The following is a 22,381-nucleotide window of genomic DNA, read 5'->3' as shown; positions in this document are numbered from 1 at the left end:
GCCATGAAAACCGTCCGCAGACTGATCTACACCGACGTGCTGACCGCCGTGGCCTTCGTCACGGTGGCGTTCCTCGCGCTGTTCTTCTTCATCGAGTTCATCGACGAGCTGGAGAAGGTCGGCCGGCGCGGCTATGCGCTCGGTTCGGCGGTGCTGTACTGCCTGCTGCAGATGCCCGGGCGCCTGTACGAGCTGCTGCCGATCGCGGTGCTGATCGGCACCATCTACGCGATGGCGCGGCTGGCACAGTCGTCGGAATTCACGATCCTGCGCACCAGCGGGCTGGGGCCGGGATCGGCGCTGGCACTGCTGATGGGGCTGGGCATGGGGTTCGCGGTGCTGACCTACGTGGTCGGCGACTACCTCGCGCCGTGGAGCGACAAGCACGCCGAGGCCGCACGCGCCCAGTCGCGCGGCAGCGCGTCGTTCGGACAGGCCAGCGCCTGGCTGAAGGACCACCGCGTCACGCCGGAGGGCGAGCGCAGCTACTCGATCCAGCTCACCGCGATCTCGGCCGACGGCGACCTGCGCGACGTCCACATCTACGAATTCGACGGCGAAGGCCGGCTGGTGTCCTGGATGAGCGCGCCGCGCGCCAAGATCATGCCCGGGCCGGTGTGGCGGCTCGAGGAGCTGCGGCGCAGCCACTGGCAGCCGGTGACCGGCCCCGACGTGCGCCCCGGCGAGCTGGAACTGGTGGACGAGGTCTACGCGATCTACGACTGGCCCAGCTCGCTGTCGCCCTCGGTGGTGGCCGCGGCCGTGCAACCCCCCCAGACCATGTCCACCATCGACCTGTACCGCTACGCCTCGCACCTGGCCGACAACGAGCAGTCGCCGCAGCGCTACGAGCTGCAGTTCTGGCGCAAGGCGCTCTACCCCCTGGCCTGCCTGGTGATGGTGGCGCTGGCGCTGCCGTTCGCCTACCTGCACGGGCGCTCCGGCGGCATCAGCCTGAAGGTGTTCGGCGGCATCATGCTGGGCATCAGCTTCGTGCTGCTGAACAACGTGTTCGGCCACATCGGGCTGCTGCAGAACTGGACGCCCTGGATCGCCGCGGCCACGCCCAGCGCGGTCTACCTGGTGCTGTCGCTGCTGGCCTTCAACTGGCTGGTACGCAACCGATGAGCGCCCCGCACCGCCTCGGCATCCTGCTGTTCGCCCACGGTGCGCGCGACCCGCAGTGGGCGCGGCCCTTCGAGGCGACCGCCGAGCGGTTGCGTGCGCTGGCGCCGCAGGCGGCGGTGGAACTGGCGTTCCTGGAGTTCATGGCGCCGGACCTGGCGCAAGCCGGCGACCGGCTGGCCGCAGCCGGCTGCAGCGTCGTCAGCGTGGTGCCGCTGTTCCTCGGTGCCGGGGGCCACGTGCGCAAGGACCTGCCCGCGCTGCTCGCCCAGCTCGCCGGGCGCCACCCGCAGGTGCGCTGGCAGCTCACGCCCGCCGTCGGCGAGACCGCGGCGCTGATCGACGCGATGGCCCGCGCGGCATACACCCTCAGCCACACGTCAACATAGCCGGGTGACATAATTTCGGCCAATTTCAGATCAGGCCGAAATATGAACCTGCACCAGTTCCGTTTCGTCCAGGAGGCGGTGCGCCGCAACCTGAACCTCACCGAGACGGCCAAGGCGCTCTACACCTCCCAGCCCGGCATCTCCAAGGCCATCCTGGAGCTGGAGGAGGAACTCGGCGTCGACATCTTCGCCCGCCACGGCAAGCGCCTGAAACGGGTCACCGAGCCCGGCGAGCAGGTGTTGAAGTCCATCGAGATCATCATGCGCGAGGTGAACAACCTCAAGCGCATCGGCGAGGAGTTCTCCAAGCAGGACGCCGGCACGCTGTCGATCGCGACCACCCACACCCAGGCGCGCTACGTGCTGCCCGCCCCGGTGGCGCAGCTGCGCAAGCGTTTTCCCAAGGTGAACATCAGCCTGCACCAGGGCACGCCCGAGCAGGTGGCGCAGATGGTCATCGAGGAGGCTGCCGAGATCGGGCTGGCGACCGAGTCGCTCGCGCAGTTCGACGAGCTGGTCACGCTGCCCTGCTACGAATGGCAGCACGTGGTGGTGCTGCCCGCCACCCATGCGCTGGCCAAGGCCGAGCGCCTGTCGCTCGAGCAGCTGGCCGCCGAGCCGCTGATCTCCTACCACCCGTCCTTCACCGGCCGCACCAAGGTCGACCAGGCCTTCGCGCTCAAGCACCTCAAGCCCAACATCGTGCTCGAGGCCATCGATTCGGACGTCATCAAGACCTACGTGAAGCTGGGCCTGGGCATCGGCATCGTGGCCGAGATGGCGGTGCGCGAGGACCCGGCCTTCGCCCCCGGCGGCGAGCTGGTCTGGCGCCCGGCCGGCCACCTGTTCGGGCAGAACGTCGCCCGGCTGGCGTTCAAGCGCGGCGCCTACCTGCGCAACTTCGTCTATGCCTTTGCCGAACTGCTGTCCGACCGGCTCAACCGCAACCTGATCATCCGCGCGATGGGCGCGGAAGGACAGGACTACGGACTCTGACCTGCAGCCCCCCCATGAGCACGACCACCACCGCCCTCGCCCCCCGCACCCCCGAGATCGGGTCCCGCCTGCCCAAGGTCGGCACGACCATCTTCACGGTGATGTCCGCCCTCGCCCAGGAGCACGGCGCCGTGAACCTGGGCCAGGGCTTCCCGGACTTCGACTGCGCCCCGCGGCTGGTCGACTGCGTGACCGAGGCGATGCGCGCCGGGCACAACCAGTACCCCCCGATGGCCGGCGTGCCGGCGCTGCGCGAGGCGATCGCGGCCAAGATCGAGCGCGTCTACGGCCGCCGCTACGACGCCAACCAGGAGATCACCGTCACCGCCGGCGCGACGCAGGCCATCCTGACGGCCATCCTGGCGGTGGTGCGCCCGGGCGACGAGGTGATCGTGCTCGAGCCCTGCTACGACAGCTACGAGCCCAACATCGAGCTGGCCGGCGGCAAGGCGGTGTTCGTGCCGCTGGGCCGCAGCGGCGAGCCGGGCGACTTCCGGCCCGACTTCGCGCGCATCGCCGCAGCCATCACGCCGCGCACGCGCGCCATCCTGGTCAACACCCCGCACAACCCCAGCGCCACGGTGTGGACCCGCGAGGACATGCAGGCGCTGGCCGAGCTGCTGCGCCCGACCGACATCGTCGTGATCGCCGACGAGGTCTACGAGCACATGGTCTACGACGGGCGGGTGCACGAGAGCGTCGCGCGCCACCCGGAGCTGGCCGCGCGCAGCTTCATCGTCTCCAGCTTCGGCAAGACCTATCACGTGACCGGCTGGAAGGTCGGCTACGTGGCCGCGCCGGCGCCGCTGACCGCCGAGTTCCGCAAGGTGCACCAGTTCAACGTGTTCACGGTCAACACGCCGGTGCAGCACGGGCTGGCACGCTACATGGACGACCCGTCGCCCTACCTGGGGCTGAGCGCGTTCTACCAGCGCAAGCGCGACCTGTTCCGCGCCGGGCTGGCGCAGACGCGCTTCCGCGTGCTGCCCAGCGAAGGCAGCTACTTCCAGTGCGTGGACTACAGCGCGATCAGCGACAGCAGCGAGCTCGAGTTCTGCCGCTGGCTCACCACCGAGATCGGCGTGGCGGCGATCCCGCTGTCGGTGTTCTACGACGGCGGGCGCGAGCAGCGCGTGGTGCGCTTCTGCTTCGCCAAGAAGGACGAGACGCTGCAGGAAGCGTTGCAGCGCCTGGCGCGCCTCTGAGGACGCGACCGTCGCCGCTCAATCCGGCTTGCGCCGGGGGGCTTCGTCGGGCAGCTCCAGGTGCAGCGGCTCGAAGTCGATGCTGCTGGGCGGCCCGGCCGGCGGCAGCGCCGGCTCGAGTTCCAGGTCCACCTGCACCGCCGGCTCGGGTCCGGCATAGGGCGCGACCGGCGTGGTGGCGCTCAGGGGTTCCAGCATCGAGTGGGAGAACCCGGTAATGGCTTCCTCGTCCTCCTCGCCGAGCGGCAGCAGGATGTCCACCTCCTGGTACGGCGAGGCTTCGACCCGCTCGCGCGCGATCGAGTACAGCAGCAGCAGCTCCCGGTAGGCCGGCAAATCGAACGGCTGCGAGGTCGGGTCGGTGCGCAGCAGCGAGGCCTTGAGCACTTCCAGTGCATGGTGCGGGCTGCTCCACAGCGCCTGCAGGCGCGCGATCACGCTCGGGTAGTCCTCCAGCGAGCGGCCTTCGGACAGCGCCTCGTCCCAGGCCGGGGCGTAGGCGTTGAAGCGCTCGTTGAAGCGGGCGCGGATCTCCTCGTACTGCGGGCGTTCGCCGCGCCGCTGGTGCAGCTCCAGCAGCTTCAGGTACGGCAGGGGGCTGCTGTCCGGGTGTCCCGACAGGTGGCTGCGCAGCAGGTCGATCGCGGCCTCTTCCTGGCCGAGCACGATGAAGAACTCGGCCTGCTGCTCCAGGTCGATCAGCTCCTCGACGCTGTGCGAGCCGTTGCCCTGCTCCTGCGGCAGGGACGGCAAGGCCTCGCGCGGGATCACCACGGTGCGCTCGACCATCTCGGCCTGGTGCGCCATCGCGGCCTGCTCGGCCTCCTGCCAGCGTCGCGTCGAACTGACCGCCGCCAGCGCCAGCCGGGCATCCGGCGTGGTGACGGGCGCATCGGCCTCACGCACCGCCGGCCGGGACGCGGGCGCCGCCTCGGCCAGCTCGCCGCGCCGGCTTTCCGGGGCCAGCGCCGACTGCAACCAGCGCGTCCCATGGCGCGACTGGCGGGCGAGCACCCAGGCTAGCGCCGCGGCCAGCAGCACGCACAAGGCCGCCAGCACCCACACCGCCGGATGCACCGGCGGGTCGCGCTCGGCGCGCGCCAGCTGGGCCTGCAGGCGCAGCAGGCTCTCGCGGGTACGGGCCGCCTCGCCGCGCATCTCCTGCAGCGTGCGCTCCAGCGCCTGCAGGCGCTCGTCGCGCGCCCGGGCCTCGGCCGCGGCGCTGGCGGCCGCCTCTGCCGCAGACGCGGCCGACTCCGGCCCCGGCAGGGCCGCCGTGGCGTCGGCGTACAGCGCGTCGAGCTGCAGGCGCGGACCGTTCGCGCGCTGTGCGGACGCGGCGGGCACCGCGGCCTGGGCCGTGCGCACCGCCTCTGCGGAGGCCGCGCGAGGGGTGCGCCGCTGCGGTGCGCGCGCCGCGCTGCGGGAGGCGCCCGAAGCGCGCGGCGTGGTCGCTTCGGCCGGGGTCGCGGGCAGACCCGACGCGGCCACGGGACGCTGCGGCGGCTGCGGGCGCCGCGGGGGCGCTTCGGGCTGCGAAGCCACAGCCGGGGTCGCGGGTGCGGGCGGGACCTGCGCGACCGAGGTCGGCAGGGCCGCTGGCGGATCGGCGAACAGCGTGAAGCTGCGCGAGATGCTCGGGTTGCACCCGGCCGACACCACGACCGACAGCACCGGCTCGTCCACGGGGGCTTCGGTGCGCACGCGGATCGCGCGCCCGTCGGGCTCGAGCGTCGCAGACACCGTCCAGGGCGACAGGCGTCGCTCGGCGAAACTGACGTCCGCCTTGAGGCACTCGGGCAGGAGCTGTTCGCCGGGCTCCATGCGCACCGGCACCCGCAGGTCGAGCGGATGCCCCAGCACGGCCGGCTCGTTCACCTGCCCCAGTCCCATCGCATGAGCGTGGACGCTAGCGCACAGCAAGACCACTGCAAACGTCAGCTGGCGACCCTGGTCCGGATGATTCATGCGATTGGTGACGAGATGTATCCGGCAACTCTAGCATGCCTGTTCCACGGCCAGTGCGATCTTCGTCCCTGGGGCCCCCCGAACTTGGGTGGTCGTGCACAATCGCGGCCCTGTACGGCCCGCGCGGTGCGGGCCCGTGTTGCGCACCGGGGACGACGCCCATGTCTGCAGAACTGAGCACCGAACGTCAGGATCGCACCCTGATCCTGACCCTGACCGACCCGCAGACCCGCAACGCGCTGTCCGAACAGCTCGTCGCCGCCGGCGTCGAGGCCCTGAGCGTGGCCGAATCGTCCGAGGAGGTACGCTGCGTCGTCATCACCGGCGCCGGCGGCCAGTTCTGCTCGGGCGGCAACCTGCAGCAGCTGCTGCGCAGCCGTCGCCAGGGTGCCGAGACGCAGACCCGCCTGCTCGACCACTTCCATCGGCTGATCGAGGCGATCCGCACCTTTCCCAAGCCGGTCATCGCCGCGGTCGAAGGCGCGGCCGCCGGCGGCGGATGCTCGCTTGCGCTGGCCTGCGACCTGATCGTCGCCGCGCGCGACGCGCACTTCACGCTGGCCTACAACCGCATCGGCCTGTCGCCCGACGGCGGCGCCACCTGGGCGCTGATGCAGGCCCTGCCGCGCACGCTGGCCACGCAGCTGATCTGGCTGAGCGACCCGGTCGACGCCGAGCAGATGCACCTGTGGGGGGTTGTCAACCGGGTGACAGACAAGGGGCAGGCCCTCGCGCAAGCTCTGTCCATCGCGCAGCAGCTGGCCGAACTCGCCCCGAATGCGCTGGCCAGCAGCAAGGAGTTGCTGAACCAGTGGCCCGGCCGCAGCCTGCCCCAGCAACTCGACGCCGAGCGTGACTGTTTTGTCGACAACCTCCTGCACCCCAATGCCGCCGAAGGCATCGATGCCTTCCTCGCCAAGCGCGCCCCGGGCTACCGCTGACGCCACGGGGGTGCCCGCATGACGCCGCACTGGCCCCAGCGCCGGCGCATCTACCTGATGCGCCACGGCTCGGTCGACTACTTCCTGCCCGACGGCACGCCGGTGCATCCCGACACCGTGCCGCTGAACGCCGCGGGCCAGGCCCAGGCCGATGCCGCGGGCCGGCTGTTCGCCACGGCGGGCGTGCGCTTCGACCGCGTGATCGTCAGCGGCCTGCCGCGCACCGTGCAGACCGCCGAGCGCGTGCTGGCCGCCAGCGACCAGCAACTGGAGATCGAGATCCAGCCTGCGCTGCAGGAGATCCGCCCCGGGCGGCTCGCCGACATCCCGCGCGAGGGCCTGCGGGAGGCCTTCGTCGGCGCCTTCCAGGGATTCGCCGACGAATCGGCGCGCTTCCTCGGCGGCGAGTCGATCGGCGAGATGCTCGACCGCATCCTGCCGGCGTTCGAGCGGCTGCTCGCCGACGACAGCTGGCAGCAGCTGCTGCTGGTGCTGCACGGCGCGGTCAACCGCGGGCTGCTGTCCTACCTGATGGCCGGGCAGCGCTGCTTCCTCGGCCGCATCGAGCAGGCCCCGGCCTGCATCAACGTGGTCGACGTCAGCGCCGAGGACGCCGTGGTGCGCGCCATCAACCTCGCGCCGACGCAGTGGCTGCACGAGCGCGAGCGCCACACCACGATGGAGAAGCTGCTCGCGCAGTACCTGCGCCTGCAGGACACCCTCGCCCCGCGCTGAACGCCGGCGCCCTGCCGGCCCGTGCCCGCCGCACCGCGTGCGGCGCTCGCACCCATTCCCCCATTCCTCAGAGGCACACCCGATGGCCGGCGGCGGCCGGACCCGATAGGCTGCCCGGCATGGCGGCTCCTGCGCGACGCGACGGCAGGCCCAGGGCCCGGAGCCGTCCTGTCACTTCAGCGACAAGCCATGACCACCCCCGTTCTTACAATCGACGAACGCCAAACGATCGAGTCCGGACCTTGGTTCTCCAGGCTTTCGCCCGCGCTGCGTTCCGACATCCTCTCCAGGGCCACGGTACGCCGCGTGCCGGACGGGGCGATGCTCTCGTCGCGGGGCCAGCCCGCATCGGAATGGATCGGCGTGGCCAAGGGCACGGTGCGGGTCAGCTCCGTCTCGCTGTCGGGCAAGCAGATCACCCTCACCTACGTGGAGCCGGGCACCTGGTTCGGCGACATCTCGCTGTTCGACGGGCTGCCGCGCACCCACGACGCGCACGCGCATGGCGAGACGACGCTGCTGGTGGTGCGCAAGCCCGACTTCATGGAGCTGCTGCACCAGCATGTCGAGCTGTACGATGCGCTGCTGCGGCTCAACTGCCGGCGCCTGCGGCTGATGTTCAACGTCATCGAGGACCTGAACACGCTGCCGCTGGCCGCGCGGCTGGCCAAGCAGCTGCTGCTGCTGGCGCGCAGCTACGGCATCCCGCAGGGCCACGAGATCCGCATCGGCCTGCAGCTCGCGCAGGAGGACCTGGCGCAGCTGCTCGGTGCCTCGCGCCAGCGCGTGAACCAGGAGCTCAAGGCCTTCGAGCGCGAGGGCATCGTGCGCATCGAGCCCACGCGCCTGGTCGTGCTCTCCAAGGACAAGCTGATGGCCATGGCCGAGGGCTGAACGCCCCGCGCCCGGCATGACGACTGGAAGCCCTGAATGGAAGACTACACCGGCACCCGACCCGTCTCCGCCCAGCACGCCGTCGACGTGCAGGCACTCACCGCCTACCTCGAGCAGCACCTGGACGGCTTTGCCGGCCCGTTGTCGATCGAGCTGTTCAAGGGCGGGCAGTCCAACCCGACCTACAAGCTGACCACGCCGCAGCGCCAGTACGTGATGCGCGCCAAGCCGGGGCCGGTCAGCAAGCTGCTGCCCTCGGCGCACGCGATCGAGCGCGAGTTCCGCGTGATGCAGGCGCTGCACGGCAGCGACGTGCCGGTGGCACGCATGCACCTGCTCTGCGAGGACGAATCGGTCATCGGCCGCGCCTTCTACGTGATGGAGTTCGTCGAGGGCCGGGTGCTGTGGGACCAGTCGCTGCCCGGCATGACGCGCGACGAGCGCGCCGCGATCTACGACGAGATGAACCGCGTCATCGCGGCCCTGCACAGCGTGGACTTCGCCGCGCGCGGGCTGGCCGACTACGGCAAGCCGGGCAACTACTTCGAGCGCCAGATCGCGCGCTGGACGCGCCAGTACCAGGCCTCGATCACCGAGCCGATCGAGGCGATGGACCGCCTGATCGAATGGCTGCCGGCACACATCCCGGCCAGCGCGCGCGACGACCAGCAGGTCTCGGTCGTGCATGGCGACTTCCGGCTCGACAACCTGATCTTCCATCCGACCGAGCCGCGCGTGCTGGCGGTGCTGGACTGGGAGCTGTCGACGCTGGGCCACCCGTTGGCCGACTTCAGCTACCACTGCATGGCCTGGCACATCCCGCCCGGCACCTTCCGCGGCATCGGCGGGCTGGACATCCAGGCGCTGGGCATCCCTGACGAGCGCGAGTACGTGCGCCGCTACTGCGAGCGCACCGGTCGCGGCGATCCGGATGCGGTGATGGCCGACTGGGACTTCTACCTCGCCTACAACCTGTTCCGGCTGGCGGGCATCCTGCAGGGCATTGCCAAACGCGTGGTCGACGGCACGGCCTCCAGCGCGCAGGCGAAGCAGGCCGGCGCCGGCGCGCGGCCGCTGGCCGAGATGGCCTGGCGCTACGCGCAGCGCATGGGTTGATCCCGCGCAAGGATGGCCGTCGCCGGCCGCGCCGGACCCGGTGCGCGGCACCTAGGTGACAGCGCCGGATGCCGGTTTGCGCGATGCTGGGTGCCGTACCGTTGCCCACCCTGCCCGGCCTTGCCCGGCATCACCTGACGGAGATCCCATGGACTTCGATTACTCCCCCCGCACCAAGGCCCTGCAGGAACGCCTGCAGGCCTTCATGGACGAGCACATCTACCCGAACGAGGCGCGCTACCACGCCGAACTGGAGGAAAACACCCGCGCCGGACGCCGCTGGACGCCGCTGAAGCTGATCGAGGAACTCAAGCCCAAGGCGCGCGCCGCCGGCCTGTGGAACCTGTTCCTGCCCGACAGCGAGTACGGCGCAGGACTGTCCAACCAGGAATACGCGCCGCTGGCCGAGATCATGGGGCGCGTGCCCTGGTCCAGCGAGGTGTTCAACTGCTCGGCGCCCGACACCGGCAACATGGAGGTGCTGGTGCGCTACGGCACGCCGGAGCAGAAGAAGCAGTGGCTCGAGCCGCTGCTCGAGGGCCGCATCCGCAGCGCCTTCGCGATGACCGAGCCCGACGTGGCTTCGTCGGATGCCACCAACATCAGCGCGCGCATCGAGCGCCAGGGCGACGAGTACGTGATCAACGGCCGCAAGTGGTGGACCTCCGGTGCCGGCGACCCGCGCTGCAAGATCATGATCTTCATGGGCAAGAGCAACCCCGACGCGCCGCGCCACCAGCAGCAGTCGATGATCCTCGTGCCCACCGACACCCCGGGGGTGAAGATCGTGCGCCCGCTGCAGGTGTTCGGCTACGACGACGCCCCGCACGGGCACATGGAAGTGCTGTTCGAGAACGTGCGCGTGCCGGCGTCCAACCTGCTGCTGGGCGAAGGCCGCGGCTTCGAGATCGCGCAGGGTCGCCTCGGCCCGGGCCGCATCCACCACTGCATGCGCCTGATCGGGCTGGCCGAGCGCGCGCTGGAGCTGATGTGCAAGCGCGCCAGCTCCCGCATCGCCTTCGGCAAGCCGGTGGCGGCGCAGACCGTCACGCAGGAGCGCATCGCCGAGGCGCGCTGCATGATCGAGCAGGCGCGCCTGCTGACGCTCAAGGCCGCCTGGATGATGGACGTGGCCGGCAACAAGGCCGCCAAGTCCGAGATCGCGATGATCAAGGTGGTGGCACCCAACATGGCCTGCCAGGTGATCGACTGGGCCATGCAGGTGCACGGCGGCGGCGGGGTCAGCGAGGACTTCCCGCTCGCGAGCTTCTACGCCCACGCGCGCACGCTGCGCTTTGCCGACGGGCCCGACGAGGTGCACCGCAACGCGATCGCCAAGATGGAACTGGGCCGGCACGCCGGCTGAACAGGGCCCCTGCCCGCCCGGGCCGCCGTCAACGCGGCTCGGCGCCGGGCAGCGGGTCGAGCGGCAGGTCGATGTGGGTGTCGATCGCCCAGGCGTGCGAGGTGGTGCTGACCCAGGAACCGTCGTCGTCCTCCGTCCACTGCGCCAGCGTCTCGCGGGCGCGCGCGGAGGCGAGCTTCAGCAGGTCGAGCGTCTCCTCGAGCAGCTGCACGTTGAGCGGGGCCGCGGCCGCCTGGCGCAGGTACAGGCGCCCGCGCAGCGTCATCAGCACGAAAGGCGCGTCCTGCATGCCGGCGGCATGCTCGCCGAGCCGCTGGGCCAGCCGGCCGTCGAGCCAGGCCAGCGCCGCCGCCGGCGCGTTGGCCACCAGGCTGTAGCGCGTGCGCAGCGCTTCGCTGGCGCGCAGGGCCACCTTGGGATACATCGCCAGCCAGCGCATTTCCTCCGGCGAGGCGGTGTCGATGCGCGTGGCCATGGCCTGGGTGAAGCGCTCGAAGGCCGCGGCCTCCAGCTGCTCCTTCAGCGGGCGCGACAGCAGCAGCACGTTGAGCGTGGGCGGCAGGTCCAGCTCCACGCGCGCGCGCAGCTCGTGGCCCTCGATGTAGTCGCGCTGCGGGGTGCCGTACTCCAGGCGCCAGCGCTGTGCGGCGTCGAACGCCCCTTCGCACACCACCTTGAACGGGTCGCGTTCGTGCCTCAGGCCAAGGCCCAGGTGGCGAGCCCAGGCCTCGACGGCGGGCCAGTCGACCTCGACGGATTTCCCCGCGAACAGACGTTTCAGCGCGTTGAGCATCGTATGTAAGTCCCGTCCCGGGAACGGGCACCGCCGACGAACCGGTCCTCACGCTGCTAGATTGTGGCCGTCGACAACCACATCACGGAGCGCACCTCAGATGATCGAAGTGTATTCCTGGCCCACGCCGAACGGCCACAAGGTCCACATCATGCTGGAAGAATGTGGACTGCCCTACACGGTGCATGCGATCGACATCGGCGCCGGCGACCAGTTCAAGCCCGAGTTCCTCGCGATCAGCCCGAACAACAAGATCCCGGCCATCGTCGATCCGGTCGGCCCCGACGGCAAGCCGTTCTCGATGTTCGAATCCGGCGCCATCCTGGTCTACCTCGCCTCCAAGACCGGCAAGTTCCTGCCCAAGGGCGACCGGGAGAAGTTCGAGGTGCTGCAGTGGCTGATGTTCCAGATGGGCGGGGTCGGCCCGATGCTGGGCCAGGCGCACCACTTCCGCGTCTACGCGCCGGAGAAGATCGACTACGCGATCAACCGCTACACCAACGAGGCCAAGCGTCTCTACGCCGTGATGGACAAGCGGCTCGCGCACAGCCGCTACATCGGCGGCAACGAGTACAGCATCGCCGACATCGCGATCTTCCCCTGGCTGCGCTCGTGGAAGAACCAGGGCATCGACTGGGACGACTACCCGCACCTGAAGGGCTGGTTCGACGAGATCGCCGCCCGCCCGGCGGTCAAGCGCGGCGTGGAGGTGCTGGCCGACCGGCGCAAGCCGCTCAACAACGACAAGGCGCGCGAGATCCTGTTCGGCAGCGAGCAGTACAAGCGTCACTGAAGGGGCGACGGCGCCCCTTCGGGCGGCCCTGGCCTGCCCGGAGGGACTCGAACCCCCGACCTGCTGCTTAGAAGGCAGCTGCTCTATCCAGTTGAGCTACGGGCAGTGAACGGCGCCTGCACGGCAGGCGCGGGCGCATTCTACGCCGGCAGCCCCGTGCCCTCCGGCGGACCACGGGCGGGCCCCACAGGTACGCGTCTTGCCGGCCGGGGGTGTGACTGCCCCTGTCCCGCCGCCCTCACCCACAGCGCGCTCGCGCCGCCGTGCCGGCTGGACGGCGGCCGGGATGCTGGCCGCGCTCGTGGCGGGGCTGGCGGCCTGCGAGGTCCTCGGCTGGCCTTTCCTGCGCCCCCCGCTGGAGCGGCAGCTGGCCCAGCGCCTGCAGCGCGAAGTCGCCATCGGCAGCGACTTCCGGCTGCGCCTGCTGGGGCGCCTGCGCGTGCACACCGACCAGTTGCGCATCGGCAGCCCGGCCTGGGCGGCCGAGGCCGGGCAGGCGCCGGATTTCGTGCAGGCGCAAGGCGTGCACCTGGCGCTGTCCTATGCCGCGCTGCTGTCGGCGTGGCGGCAGCACGGCGACGAGGCGCCGCCGTTGCGCATCCAGGCGCTGGAAGTCGACACGATCAAGGCCACCCTGTGGCGGCTCGCTGACGGCCGGGCGAACTGGCAGCTCGGCCCGCCGCCCCCCGCGAACCGGCCGTCGACCCGCCCGCAGGTGCCCGCCTTCGGGCGGCTGGTGGTGGGCCAGGGCCGGCTGCGGTACGACGACGCGATGCAGAGGATCCAGCTGCGCGCCGAGGCGCGCACCGACGAGGGCCGCCAGGCCGGCGGCCAGGCGCATGGCCTGCTCGTGACCGGCGAGGGGCGCTGGCGCGATGCGCGGGTCGAGTTCCGCCTCGCGGCCTCCGGCGCCCTGCCGCTGGTCGCGCCGGACCACGGCGCCCGGCCCGTGCCCGTCACCCTGCGTGCCAGTGCCGGCCGCGCCACCTACACCTTCGAAGGGCACACCGTCGACGTGCTGCGCCTGCAGGGTTTCGACGGCGCGTTCACCGCCCGCGGCGATTCGCTGGCCGCGGCCGGGGCGCCGTGGGGCATCACGCTGCCGAGCACCCCGCCGTTCCAGCTGCACGGCCGGCTCGCCAAGGACGGCGCGGTCTGGCAGGCGACGGTGCGCCAGGCCACCGTGGGCCGCAGCCGGCTGGCCGGGCGCTTCACCTTCGACCGCCGCCCCGAGGTGCCCTTGCTGTCGGGCACGCTGAACGGCGACCGCCTGGTGCTCGCCGACCTGGGCCCGGCGTTCGGGGCCGGCGGGGGCACCGACCGCCGGACGGCCCGCGCATCGGTGCTGCCGCGGCGCGAATTCAATCTGCCCGCGCTGCGCGCGATGGACGCCGACGTGCGCGTGGACCTGCGCGAGCTCGACCTGGGCACCGCCTACCTGCGCGACCTGCGCCCGGTCGGCGCGCACGTGCGCCTGCAGGACGGCGTGCTGCGCGTCGAGGACCTCAGCGCCACCACCTCCGGCGGGACGCTGCAAGCCGGGCTCGTGCTGGACAGCCGCCCGGACGTGCCGCGTTGGGACGTGAACCTGGCCCTGTCCGGCGTGCGCCTGGAGCAGTGGCTGCAGGCCCGCAACCCGCGCGCCGAGCAGGCCCGCTCCGGCCAGCCGGCCCCGCCCTACGTGACCGGGGTGCTGGGTGCGCGCGCCGCGTTCCAGGGCCAGGGACGCTCGACCGCGGCGATGCTCGGCTCGCTGCAGGGCACCGCCTCGCTGTGGGTGCGCGAGGGCCAGCTCTCGCACCTGGTCGTGGAGGCCTCGGGCATCGACCTCGCCGAGACCCTGGGCCTGATGCTGAGCGGCGACCGCCAGCTGCCGATGCAGTGCGCGGTGATGCGCTTCGTCGCGCGCGAAGGACTGCTGCGCAGCGAGCTGGGGCTGGTCGACACCCCCGACACCACCGTGCTGATCAACGGCAACGTCTCGCTGGCGCAGGAGCAGCTGGACCTGCAGGTGATGGCGCATCCCAAGGACTTCTCGCCCCTGTCGCTGCGCTCGCCGATCCGCCTGCACGGCAGCTTCTCGCAACCGCAGGTGCAGCTCGATGCCGGCCGCATCGGCCTGAAGGTGCTGGCCGCCGCCGCGCTGGCAGCGATCACGCCGCTGGCCGCCGTGATCCCGCTGATCGACCCGGGCGGCGCGACGACCCAGGGTTGCGAACAGGCGCTGCAACGCCTGCGCAGCGCCCGCACCGGCCAGCCCGCACCGGCGGCCCCCGGCAAGCCTTGACCCAGGAAGGACGCACGACATGACCGAAGCCATCGGATGGGCCAGCGCGGTGATCTTGCTGTGGACCATCTTCCACCAGGTCCGCAAGCAATGGCGCAGCGGCGACAGCCGCGGTGTCTCGTCGTGGCTGTTCATCGGGCAGTCGGCCGCCTCGCTGGGCTTCTCGATCTACAGCGCGCTGCTGCAGAACTGGGTGTTCCTGTTCGTCAACGTCGCCCTGCTGTGCAGCGCGGTGGCCGGCCAGGCCATCTACTGGCGCAACACCCGCCGGGCCAGGCGCGCGGCGCGGGCATGACGGTTGCTGCACCGAGGCCATGCCACGCGTCGTCTGGAAAGGCGCCATCACCTTCGGGCTGGTGCACATCCCAGTCACGCTGCGCGCCGCGCAGCGCAGGAACGATCTCGACTTCGACTGGCTGGACCGGCGCGACATGGCCCCGGTCGGCTACCGGCGCATCAACAAGCGCACCGGCAAGCCCATCGACAGCGAACACATCGTCAAGGGCTACCAGTACAAGAAGGGCGAATACGTGCTGATGTCCGACGAGGACTTCCGCCGCGCCAATCCCGAGGCGACCCAGACCGTGGACATCCTCGGCTTCGTCGACGCGGGGGAGATCTCGCCGGCCTACTTCGAGACGCCCTACTACCTCGAAGCCGGCAAGCGCGGCGAGAAAGGCTATGCCCTGCTGCGCGAGGTGCTGCGCCGCAGCGGCCGCGCCGGCATCGCCAAGGTGGTGATCCACGGCAAGCAGCACCTGGCCGCGCTGCTGGTGGACGGCAACGTGCTGATGCTCGACATCATGCGGTTTGCCGACGAAGTGCTGGAGCCGACCGACATCTACGTTCCCGACGAGGACCTGAAGGCGGTCGGCGTCGGCGCGCGCGAGCTGGAGATGGCCGAGCGACTGGTCGACGAGATGTCCCAGCCGTGGGAGCCGGCGCAGTACCGCGACACCTACCGCGAGGACCTGCTCACCCAGATCGAGGCCCGCATCGACGCGGGCGAAACCCACACCCTGACTCCGGCCGGCGACGAGCCCGCGCCTTCCGGCCAGGGCGCCCAGGTGATCGACCTGATGGCCGCCCTGCGCCAGAGCGTGCAACGCGCCGAAGGGGGGCAGAAAAAGTCTGCGGGCGGTCGCGGTGGCAAGGTCAAGCCGATGCATGGGAGTGGCGACAAGCCGGACGCCCCGCCGCCCGCACCCGCCAAGCGGGGTGCCAAGAATGCCGGTGCGACGGCCCAGCGCACGTCCCGCAGCAGCGGCACGGCGCGCAAGGCGGTGGCGAAGACGTCCACCCGACGCGGCACGGCCGGCAAGACGGCGGCGCGCAAGCGTGCCTGAAAGCCGCCCCGATGCGACGCGACGACCCGCTCGCGCCCTACCATGCCCGGCGTGACTTCCGGCACTCGCCGGAACCCGCCGGCCGCACCGCAGGGCGCCGGCGCCCGGCCCGGACGCTGCAGTTCGTGGTCCAGCGCCACGACGCGCGCCGGCTGCACTACGACTTTCGCCTCGAATGGGACGGCACGCTCAAGAGCTGGGCCGTGCCCAAGGGGCCCAGCCTGGACCCGCAGGTGCAGCGCCTGGCCGTGGAGGTCGAGGACCATCCGCTCGACTACGCCCGCTTCGAAGGCACCATCCCGCAGGGGCACTACGGCGCCGGCGACGTCGCGATCTGGGACCGCGGCACCTGGGTGCCGGAAGACGAGGACGTGGCAGCCGCCCTGCAACGCGGCAAGCTGCATTTCGAGCTGCACGGCGAGCGCCTGCACGGCAGCTGGGTGCTGTTTCGCACCAGCGGCTCGCAGTGGATGCTCAGGAAGCGGCGCGACGCGCACGCACGTCCCGGCGACGGCGACGGGGTGCTGCGCGCCTCGGCCCCGACCGCCTCCGCGCGCCGCCCCCCTCGGGCCGGCCACGGCGACCCGCTGCCCGAGTGGATCGCCCCCCAGCTCGCCACGTTGGTCGAACGCCCGCCGCAGGACGCGCGCTGGGTCTACGAGGTCAAGTACGACGGCTACCGCATGCTGGCGCGCCTGGACGGCCGCGAGGTGCGCCTGTACAGCCGCAACGGGCTGGACTGGACCGCGCGGCTGCCGCGGCTGGCGCAGCGGCTGTCGCGGCTGCGGCTGGGCCCGGGTTGGCTGGACGGCGAGATCGTCGTGATGGACACCCACGGCCGCACCGACTTCCACGCCCTGCAGGCGCAGCTCGACGGTCCGGCGACCGACGTCGAGTACGTCGTCTTCGACGTGCCCTGGTGGCAGGGGCAGGACCTGCGCGATGCGCCGCTGTCGCGACGCCTGGCCGTGCTGGACGGGATCTTTGACGCCCTGCCCGCCGACGCCGCATTGGGCCGCAGCAGGCCGCTCGACCCGCACCACGTCGGCCAGGCCGTCCTCGATGCGGCCTGCCGGATGCAGCTGGAGGGCCTGATCGGCAAGCGGCTCGACGCCCCCTACCGCAGCGGCCGCTCGCCGCACTGGATCAAGCTCAAGTGCCGTGCCGAGCAGGAAGTGGTGATCGGCGGCTACACCGAGCCGCGAGGCAGCCGCGGCCACCTGGGCGCGCTGCTGGTCGGCGTGTGGGGCGAGGACGGCCAGCTGGACTACGCCGGGCGGGTCGGCAGCGGCTTCGATGCCGCGACGCTGGCCGCATTGCATGCCCGCCTCGCACCGGACGAGCGCGCCACCTGCCCGTTCCGCCACCGCCCGGCCCTGCCCGGCGCCTCGCGGGTGCACTGGGTGCAGCCGCACCACGTCGCGCAGGTGCGCTATGCCACCTGGAGCCGCGACGGGCTGCTGCGCCAGGCCTCGTACGCCGGCCTGCGCGAGGACAAGCCGGCGCGCGAAGTGGTGCGCGAGCGCGCCCGTCCCGTCCAGGAGACCGCCACCATGCCGACCGCTGCCACCCCTGCGAGGTCCAGCCACCGCCCACGGGCCCCGCGCGACGACGACACGGTGATGGGGGTGCGGGTCACCCACCCCGGGCGGGTCGTCTACGGGACCCCGCGCGTGACCAAGCTCGAGGTGGTGCGCTACCACGAGGCGATGGCCGAGTACCTGATGCCGCACCTGCGCAAGCGTCCCCTGAGCCTGCTGCGCTGCCCGCAGGGCGCCGGCGGCGAGTGCTTCTTCCAGAAGCACATCGAGACGCGCCTGCCGCCCGGTGTGGTCGGCGTCGAGGTGCCGGCCAGCGACGGCCCCGACACCCAGGTGATGGTCTCCCGGCCGGAAGGCATCGTCGCGCTGGCCCAGTATGGCACGCTCGAGCTGCACACCTGGGGCGCCCGCACGCCGCGGCTGGAAAAGGCCGACCGCCTCACGATGGACCTGGACCCGGACCCGGCGCTGCCCTGGTCCCAGGTGGTCGAAGCGGCCCGGCTGACCCGGGTGCTGCTCGAGGAACTGGGGCTGCGCCCCTTCCTCAAGACCACCGGCGGCAAGGGACTGCACGTGGTGGTCCCGCTCAAGGCCACGCGCGGCTGGGACGAGGTCAAGGCCTTCGCGCGGGCGGTCGCGACCCGGCTCGCCTCGGTCGCCCCGCAGCGCTTCACCGCGCAGCTGTCCAAGTCGCGCCGCCGCGGGCGCATCTTCGTCGACTACCTGCGCAACGGCCGCGGCGCCACCGCGATCGCTGCCTACTCCCTGCGCGCCCGCGACGGCGCACCGGTCGCGATGCCGCTGCACTGGGACGCCCTGTCGCCGCACGAGGACCTGCGTGGCGCCCGCTTCAACCTGCACAACGCCGCCGCGCACGTGGCGGATGCCGAAGCCGCCTGGGCCGACTACGACGCCAGCCGCGCGACGCTGACCGTGAAGATGATGAAGGCGCTGGGCGTGACGCCGTGACCGCGGCTCAGATCCGCCCGACGCAGTTGGGTGCCCCGCAGCGGCACTCGAGCTTGCCTTCGTGGTGGGTGGTGCCGTAGTTGGCGGTCAGCTCCTCGCCCGGGGCGATGGCGCGCATCGCGTAGAACTCCACCCGGCCGCGCTGGATGCGCAGCACGGTGTTCGGCGCGCAGGAATGGTTGGTGTAGCGCATCGGGTCCTGCGAGTGCGAGGCGTCGATGGCACGCCTGTCGGACACCTCGACGATCATGATGCGCTGCTGCTGCCGCGCGCGCCGGCGCGCCTCGCGCACGCTGACGGCCTCGCCGCGCAACTCGCCGATCTTCTTGTAGGCCGGGATCGGTTCGGCCGCAAACACGCCCAGGCCGTCGATCGCGCTGGGCTTCACCTCGACGGCGAATTTCTGGGGATTGGAAGGGGTCGCCATCGCCCGACCTTACCGCATCAGCGCCACGACCACGCCAGTCGCAGCTGCACGAAGTCCTCGCCCGGGTTGGGATGCTTGACCCCGCCGTTCGAGAAGTGCTGGTAGCGCAGTGACAGCTCGTACTGCCCGCGTGCGCCGAAGTTGCGCCCGAGGGCGAGGTGATCGCCGAAATTGAAAGCCGTACTGAAACGCTTGCTCGGGCTGCGGTAGATCGGCGACAGGACGGCCAGTCCGACGCCCGCCTCGAAGAACCACGGCGAGCGCCCGCCCGCGGGCCGGTAGCGGAACACCGGCGTCACCGCGGCCTGGGTCACCCAGGCCCGGTCGCGGCCGTCGACGCCCGAGGTGCTCCAGCGCCCCAGCGCCAGCTCCCAGTAGCCGGACCACTGTCCGTCGCCCATGCGCCAGGCGCGCTGCCAGGGCCACACCAGCCCCAGCGTGAACGAGCGGGTCTCCTTGGCCCACCCGGCCTGCACGAAACCGACCTGCGGATGCCAGCCGGGCGACGCCTCATCCCCGGCGTGGCCGGGACGCGCCACCGTTGCCAGCACGGCGGCGCACGCCATGACCATCGCCAGCCGCCGTGGCACCCTCGTGCGATGCCACGGCGGACACCAGGAACCGACCAACAAGCTCACCCTCGCAAGTCATTCCCCTGTCCCCTGCCCAGCTCCCCGAGCCAGCCACAGGGCAACCGCCGTGCCGCAGGCGGTTCATCGGTCCAGATCGAGGAAGGCCCGCACGCCCACCACCAGCGCGGCGACGGCCGGCAGGGCCGCCAGCACCAGCAGGGCCTCGACCACCTCGGTCCCCACCGCGACACCGACGGCGGCGAGCACCAGCGCCACCAGGGCGACCACCTTCAGACCCACTGCCCAGTTCGACATATGCAACCTCCCGTACCGGCCGCTTGCCGTCGACACCCTTCCAGTCTGAGCGTCGGTCGCGACGCGCGTCTTGCGTCGCCGCAACTGCCGCCACGGATGCCTCCATGTTGAGCAATGCGCGGACCACGTGGGTAAGCGAATTGCAAACCCCGTTTCCGGATCGGGGGGATTCGCCCGCAGGGCCGACGGCGGGCGCCGGAGGTCAGTGCAAGGTGCGCCGCGCGGCCGGCGGCGGCTCGTCGGGATCGTCCTCCCAGGCCGCGGCTTCGGTGTCGGCGGCCTCCTCCGGGCTGCGCCATTCGTCGGCCAGCGGCCACAGCCCGGCGGCCAGCGTGATCGCCTGGTCGGCGTCCAGCCAGGGGTTGGTGTCCAGGAAGCGCTGGGCGCAGCGGCGGATCCACTGAAGTTTCGGCAGCTCCATGGTCGGCTTCCGGGCGGCACTGGCGGCGAACCTGCGGTGCCGCATCGTCAGAGGTCGTCGTAGTCGGCCGCGTCGATGCGGCTGTGCACCCCGACGGTCACGGCCTTGTCCGCCGTCATGTCGGCCGAGTTGAACACCGTGCGTCCCTCGATCCGGTCGACCGGGCGGCCGTCGCGCTCGATCCACGCCTGCCAGCGCACCTCCGTGCCTTCCACCTCGTACTGCCCGAGCCAGGCGAACACCCGGCCGGTGAGCGCATGGGTGTGTAGTCCGCGCAGGGTCTGCATCGCATGCTCCATGGGAGGAATCCCGATCCCAGCAAGGCCAGCAAGCGGCGCGCCCGCTTGTGGCCGGTGCGCCCCGTCCACTACAAATGCAGAAGTTGACAGCGCCGCCCCGCACCCGGGTTGACGCTAGACTCGCTGCACCTCCGCGTCCGCGGAGGAACCCCCACGAAAAGGAGCCCTCTTTGCCGCATGCGGAGTCCCTCATCACGACGGTGGCGGCCGGCCTGGGGCTGGCCCTGATCCTCGGGTCCATCGCCTCGCGCCTGAAGCTGCCTGCGCTGGTCGGCTACCTGCTGGCCGGCATCGCCATCGGCCCGCATACGCCCGGCTTCGTCGCCGACACCTCGATCGCCTCGCAGCTCGCCGAGATCGGCGTGATGCTGCTGATGTTCGGGGTCGGCCTGCATTTTTCGCTGAAGGACCTGCTTGCCGTGCGCAAGATCGCGCTGCCCGGTGCGGTCGCACAGATCGCCGCGGCCACCGTGCTGGCGCTGGGGGTCGCGATGTGGTGGGGCTGGAGCCTGGGCGGCGCGCTGGTGTTCGGCCTGTGCCTGTCGGTCGCCAGCACCGTGGTGCTGCTCAAGGCGCTGGAAAACCGCGGGCTGCTCGACACGATGAACGGCCGCATCGCGGTCGGCTGGCTGGTGGTCGAGGACCTGGCCATGGTGCTGGTGCTGGTGCTGCTGCCGCCGCTGGGCGCCTGGCTGGGCAACGCCGAGACGGCCCCGACTCCCGGCACCAGCCTGTGGCGCACGCTGCTGGGCACGCTGGCGCAGGTGGCCGCCTTCATCGCGCTGATGCTCATCGTCGGCCGGCGGGTGTTCCCCTGGGTGCTGTGGCAGGTGGCGCGCACCGGCTCGCGCGAGCTGTTCACCCTGTGCGTGATCGCCGCGGCGGTCAGCATCGCCTACGTCTCGTCGTCGCTGTTCGGCGTGTCCTTCGCGCTGGGCGCCTTCTTCGCCGGGATGGTGATGCGCGAGTCGGAGTTCAGCCACCGCGCGGCCGAGGAGTCGCTGCCGCTGCGCGACGCGTTCGCGGTGCTGTTCTTCGTCTCGGTGGGCATGCTGTTCGACCCCCGCGTGCTGGTCGAGCAGCCGCTGCAGGTGCTGGCGGTGGTCGGCATCATCATGGTCGGCAAGTCGCTTGCCGCCGCGGCACTGGTGCTGGCCTTCGGCTACCCGCTCAACACGGCGCTGACCGTGTCCGCGAGCCTGGCCCAGATCGGCGAGTTCTCGTTCATCCTGGCCGGGCTGGGGGCGGCGCTGGGCATGCTGCCGGTCGAAGGCCAGAGCCTGATCCTGGCCGGCGCGCTGATCTCGATCGCGCTGAACCCGCTGGTGTTCGCCGGCATCGAGCCGATCCAGCGCTGGGTGCTGGAGCACTCGGAGCTGGCGCGCAAGCTGCACAGCCGCGACGACCCGCTGGCCGAGCTGCCGATGACCACCGACCGCAAGTACCTGTCCAAGCAGGTCGTGCTGGTCGGCTACGGGCGCGTCGGGCGCCGCATCGCCTCGGCGCTGGACGCGCACGGCATCCCCTACGTGGTGGCCGAGCAGAACCGCGAGCTGGTCGAGAAGCTGCGCGAGGCCGGCATCCCGGCCGTCTCGGGCAACGCCACCGACCCGGCGGTGCTGATCCAGGCCCACATCGCCGACGCCAGCCTGCTGGTGATCGCCACGCCCGAGACCGTCGAGGTGCGCCAGATGATCGAGACCGCGCGCACCCTCAACCCGGGCATCGAGACGCTGGTGCGCAGCCACAACGACGAGGAAGCCGCCCTGCTGCAGAAGGAGCTGGTGGGCCGGGTGTTCGTCGGCGAGACCGAGCTGGGCGACTCGATGGCCCGCCACACGCTGGAGCGGCTGGCCGCGCGCAACCGCGCACCCTGAAAGGCG

The 22,381-nt window shown here is 71.4% G+C and carries 22 protein-coding genes and 1 tRNA gene; 15 read left to right on the top strand and 8 right to left on the bottom strand.

The annotated features are described in order from the left end of the window. Positions 1-3 precede the first annotated feature (3 nt). From lptG to IS481_RS08120, 4 genes are read left to right on the top strand one after another with little or no spacing between them, the layout of a single operon-like run. Positions 4-1,128: an LPS export ABC transporter permease LptG gene (gene lptG, locus IS481_RS08135; protein WP_104356567.1), complete on the top strand. Its 1,125-nt coding sequence runs from the start codon at positions 4-6 to the stop codon at positions 1,126-1,128. Then, complete coding sequence (locus tag IS481_RS08130) at positions 1,125-1,514, top strand: sirohydrochlorin chelatase (protein WP_104356566.1); 390 nt, start codon at positions 1,125-1,127, stop codon at positions 1,512-1,514. The genes lptG and IS481_RS08130 overlap by 4 nt, the downstream gene beginning before the upstream one ends. Positions 1,515-1,556: 42 nt before the next feature. Further along, complete coding sequence (locus IS481_RS08125; protein ID WP_104356565.1) at positions 1,557-2,510, top strand: CysB family HTH-type transcriptional regulator; 954 nt, start codon at positions 1,557-1,559, stop codon at positions 2,508-2,510. Positions 2,511-2,524: 14 nt separating this feature from the next. Next, positions 2,525-3,715: a pyridoxal phosphate-dependent aminotransferase gene (locus tag IS481_RS08120; RefSeq protein WP_104356564.1), complete on the top strand. Its 1,191-nt coding sequence runs from the start codon at positions 2,525-2,527 to the stop codon at positions 3,713-3,715. 18 nt (positions 3,716-3,733) lie between these two features. On the opposite strand, the gene IS481_RS08115 is transcribed toward IS481_RS08120, so the two are convergent. Continuing rightward, complete coding sequence (locus tag IS481_RS08115) at positions 3,734-5,608, bottom strand: hypothetical protein (protein WP_104356563.1); 1,875 nt, start codon at positions 5,606-5,608, stop codon at positions 3,734-3,736. A 236-nt stretch (positions 5,609-5,844) separates the two neighbouring features. Here IS481_RS08115 and IS481_RS08110 point away from each other — a divergent pair, with 236 nt between their 5' ends. The 5 genes from IS481_RS08110 (at position 5,845) to IS481_RS08090 (ending at position 10,735) form a co-directional block, all read left to right on the top strand. Continuing rightward, the gene (locus IS481_RS08110; RefSeq protein WP_104356562.1) at positions 5,845-6,624 is read left to right on the top strand and encodes an oxepin-CoA hydrolase, alternative type; all 780 of its coding nucleotides are present in this window, start codon (positions 5,845-5,847) and stop codon (positions 6,622-6,624) included. An 18-nt stretch (positions 6,625-6,642) separates the two neighbouring features. Then, a complete protein-coding gene (locus IS481_RS08105; protein ID WP_104356561.1) occupies positions 6,643-7,359 on the top strand; it encodes a histidine phosphatase family protein in 717 nt (238 codons plus the stop codon). Between the two features lie 189 nt (positions 7,360-7,548). Continuing rightward, entirely contained in the window at positions 7,549-8,253 is a 705-nt protein-coding gene (locus tag IS481_RS08100; protein ID WP_104356560.1) for a Crp/Fnr family transcriptional regulator, read from the top strand. Positions 8,254-8,289: 36 nt separating this feature from the next. Beyond that, positions 8,290-9,369, top strand: coding sequence for a phosphotransferase family protein (locus IS481_RS08095; RefSeq protein ID WP_104356559.1), 1,080 nt, complete (start codon positions 8,290-8,292; stop codon positions 9,367-9,369). 148 nt (positions 9,370-9,517) lie between these two features. Next, positions 9,518-10,735 (top strand): acyl-CoA dehydrogenase, encoded by a 1,218-nt coding sequence (locus IS481_RS08090; RefSeq protein ID WP_104356558.1) that lies wholly within the window; start codon positions 9,518-9,520, stop codon positions 10,733-10,735. A gap of 28 nt (positions 10,736-10,763) precedes the next feature. On the opposite strand, the gene IS481_RS08085 is transcribed toward IS481_RS08090, so the two are convergent. Then, positions 10,764-11,528, bottom strand: a complete 765-nt coding sequence (locus IS481_RS08085; protein ID WP_104356557.1) for a hypothetical protein — start codon at positions 11,526-11,528, stop codon at positions 10,764-10,766. 100 nt (positions 11,529-11,628) lie between these two features. Here IS481_RS08085 and IS481_RS08080 point away from each other — a divergent pair, with 100 nt between their 5' ends. Beyond that, positions 11,629-12,321, top strand: a complete 693-nt coding sequence (locus IS481_RS08080; RefSeq protein ID WP_104356556.1) for a glutathione binding-like protein — start codon at positions 11,629-11,631, stop codon at positions 12,319-12,321. 29 nt (positions 12,322-12,350) lie between these two features. Here IS481_RS08080 and IS481_RS08075 read toward each other — a convergent pair. Next, positions 12,351-12,427, bottom strand: a tRNA-Arg gene (locus IS481_RS08075). A 108-nt stretch (positions 12,428-12,535) separates the two neighbouring features. On the opposite strand from IS481_RS08075, the gene IS481_RS08070 reads away from it, so the two are divergent. From IS481_RS08070 to ligD, 4 genes are read left to right on the top strand one after another with little or no spacing between them, the layout of a single operon-like run. Then, a complete protein-coding gene (locus IS481_RS08070) occupies positions 12,536-14,608 on the top strand; it encodes an AsmA family protein (protein ID WP_259371680.1) in 2,073 nt (690 codons plus the stop codon). 19 nt (positions 14,609-14,627) lie between these two features. Continuing rightward, positions 14,628-14,903, top strand: coding sequence for a hypothetical protein (locus tag IS481_RS08065; protein WP_104356554.1), 276 nt, complete (start codon positions 14,628-14,630; stop codon positions 14,901-14,903). Between the two features lie 19 nt (positions 14,904-14,922). Continuing rightward, positions 14,923-15,954, top strand: coding sequence for a non-homologous end joining protein Ku (ku, locus tag IS481_RS08060; RefSeq protein WP_104356553.1), 1,032 nt, complete (start codon positions 14,923-14,925; stop codon positions 15,952-15,954). 11 nt (positions 15,955-15,965) lie between these two features. After that, entirely contained in the window at positions 15,966-18,464 is a 2,499-nt protein-coding gene (gene ligD, locus IS481_RS08055; RefSeq protein WP_104356552.1) for a DNA ligase D, read from the top strand. A gap of 7 nt (positions 18,465-18,471) precedes the next feature. Here the strand turns inward: ligD and IS481_RS08050 are convergent, their stop codons facing one another. The 5 genes from IS481_RS08050 to IS481_RS08030 all read right to left on the bottom strand — a co-directional run bounded on the left by IS481_RS08050 (position 18,472) and on the right by IS481_RS08030 (position 20,486). Next, positions 18,472-18,891 carry an SET domain-containing protein gene (locus tag IS481_RS08050; RefSeq protein WP_104356551.1) on the bottom strand — a complete coding sequence of 140 codons (420 nt, stop codon included), beginning with the start codon at positions 18,889-18,891 and terminating at the stop codon, positions 18,472-18,474. A gap of 17 nt (positions 18,892-18,908) precedes the next feature. Continuing rightward, positions 18,909-19,457: an acyloxyacyl hydrolase gene (locus tag IS481_RS08045; RefSeq protein ID WP_165908605.1), complete on the bottom strand. Its 549-nt coding sequence runs from the start codon at positions 19,455-19,457 to the stop codon at positions 18,909-18,911. A 147-nt stretch (positions 19,458-19,604) separates the two neighbouring features. Continuing rightward, positions 19,605-19,778: a hypothetical protein gene (locus tag IS481_RS08040; protein WP_165908604.1), complete on the bottom strand. Its 174-nt coding sequence runs from the start codon at positions 19,776-19,778 to the stop codon at positions 19,605-19,607. A 202-nt stretch (positions 19,779-19,980) separates the two neighbouring features. After that, a complete protein-coding gene (locus IS481_RS08035; protein WP_104356549.1) occupies positions 19,981-20,199 on the bottom strand; it encodes a hypothetical protein in 219 nt (72 codons plus the stop codon). A gap of 47 nt (positions 20,200-20,246) precedes the next feature. Continuing rightward, complete coding sequence (locus IS481_RS08030) at positions 20,247-20,486, bottom strand: hypothetical protein (protein WP_104356548.1); 240 nt, start codon at positions 20,484-20,486, stop codon at positions 20,247-20,249. Between the two features lie 182 nt (positions 20,487-20,668). Here IS481_RS08030 and IS481_RS08025 point away from each other — a divergent pair, with 182 nt between their 5' ends. Beyond that, positions 20,669-22,375, top strand: coding sequence for a cation:proton antiporter domain-containing protein (locus IS481_RS08025; RefSeq protein WP_104356547.1), 1,707 nt, complete (start codon positions 20,669-20,671; stop codon positions 22,373-22,375). Positions 22,376-22,381: the final 6 nt, after the last annotated feature.

Origin of the sequence: Caldimonas thermodepolymerans, from assembly GCF_015476235.1 — a bacterium.
Lineage (GTDB): Bacteria > Pseudomonadota > Gammaproteobacteria > Burkholderiales > Burkholderiaceae_C > Caldimonas > Caldimonas thermodepolymerans.
This window is presented reverse-complemented; position numbering and strand designations above follow the sequence as displayed.

What these genes read in the sequence shown, in the direction of transcription:
- lptG (WP_104356567.1), top strand. Translation starts at nt 4, where the DNA reads ATGAAAACCGTCCGCAGACTGATCTACACCGACGTGCTGACCGCCGTG.
- IS481_RS08130 (WP_104356566.1), top strand. Translation starts at nt 1,125, where the DNA reads ATGAGCGCCCCGCACCGCCTCGGCATCCTGCTGTTCGCCCACGGTGCG.
- IS481_RS08125 (WP_104356565.1), top strand. Translation starts at nt 1,557, where the DNA reads ATGAACCTGCACCAGTTCCGTTTCGTCCAGGAGGCGGTGCGCCGCAAC.
- IS481_RS08120 (WP_104356564.1), top strand. Translation starts at nt 2,525, where the DNA reads ATGAGCACGACCACCACCGCCCTCGCCCCCCGCACCCCCGAGATCGGG.
- IS481_RS08115 (WP_104356563.1), bottom strand. Translation starts at nt 5,608, where the DNA reads ATGGGACTGGGGCAGGTGAACGAGCCGGCCGTGCTGGGGCATCCGCTC.
- IS481_RS08110 (WP_104356562.1), top strand. Translation starts at nt 5,845, where the DNA reads ATGTCTGCAGAACTGAGCACCGAACGTCAGGATCGCACCCTGATCCTG.
- IS481_RS08105 (WP_104356561.1), top strand. Translation starts at nt 6,643, where the DNA reads ATGACGCCGCACTGGCCCCAGCGCCGGCGCATCTACCTGATGCGCCAC.
- IS481_RS08100 (WP_104356560.1), top strand. Translation starts at nt 7,549, where the DNA reads ATGACCACCCCCGTTCTTACAATCGACGAACGCCAAACGATCGAGTCC.
- IS481_RS08095 (WP_104356559.1), top strand. Translation starts at nt 8,290, where the DNA reads ATGGAAGACTACACCGGCACCCGACCCGTCTCCGCCCAGCACGCCGTC.
- IS481_RS08090 (WP_104356558.1), top strand. Translation starts at nt 9,518, where the DNA reads ATGGACTTCGATTACTCCCCCCGCACCAAGGCCCTGCAGGAACGCCTG.
- IS481_RS08085 (WP_104356557.1), bottom strand. Translation starts at nt 11,528, where the DNA reads ATGCTCAACGCGCTGAAACGTCTGTTCGCGGGGAAATCCGTCGAGGTC.
- IS481_RS08080 (WP_104356556.1), top strand. Translation starts at nt 11,629, where the DNA reads ATGATCGAAGTGTATTCCTGGCCCACGCCGAACGGCCACAAGGTCCAC.
- IS481_RS08065 (WP_104356554.1), top strand. Translation starts at nt 14,628, where the DNA reads ATGACCGAAGCCATCGGATGGGCCAGCGCGGTGATCTTGCTGTGGACC.
- ku (WP_104356553.1), top strand. Translation starts at nt 14,923, where the DNA reads ATGCCACGCGTCGTCTGGAAAGGCGCCATCACCTTCGGGCTGGTGCAC.
- ligD (WP_104356552.1), top strand. Translation starts at nt 15,966, where the DNA reads ATGCGACGCGACGACCCGCTCGCGCCCTACCATGCCCGGCGTGACTTC.
- IS481_RS08050 (WP_104356551.1), bottom strand. Translation starts at nt 18,891, where the DNA reads ATGGCGACCCCTTCCAATCCCCAGAAATTCGCCGTCGAGGTGAAGCCC.
- IS481_RS08045 (WP_165908605.1), bottom strand. Translation starts at nt 19,457, where the DNA reads ATGGCGTGCGCCGCCGTGCTGGCAACGGTGGCGCGTCCCGGCCACGCC.
- IS481_RS08040 (WP_165908604.1), bottom strand. Translation starts at nt 19,778, where the DNA reads ATGTCGAACTGGGCAGTGGGTCTGAAGGTGGTCGCCCTGGTGGCGCTG.
- IS481_RS08035 (WP_104356549.1), bottom strand. Translation starts at nt 20,199, where the DNA reads ATGGAGCTGCCGAAACTTCAGTGGATCCGCCGCTGCGCCCAGCGCTTC.
- IS481_RS08030 (WP_104356548.1), bottom strand. Translation starts at nt 20,486, where the DNA reads ATGCAGACCCTGCGCGGACTACACACCCATGCGCTCACCGGCCGGGTG.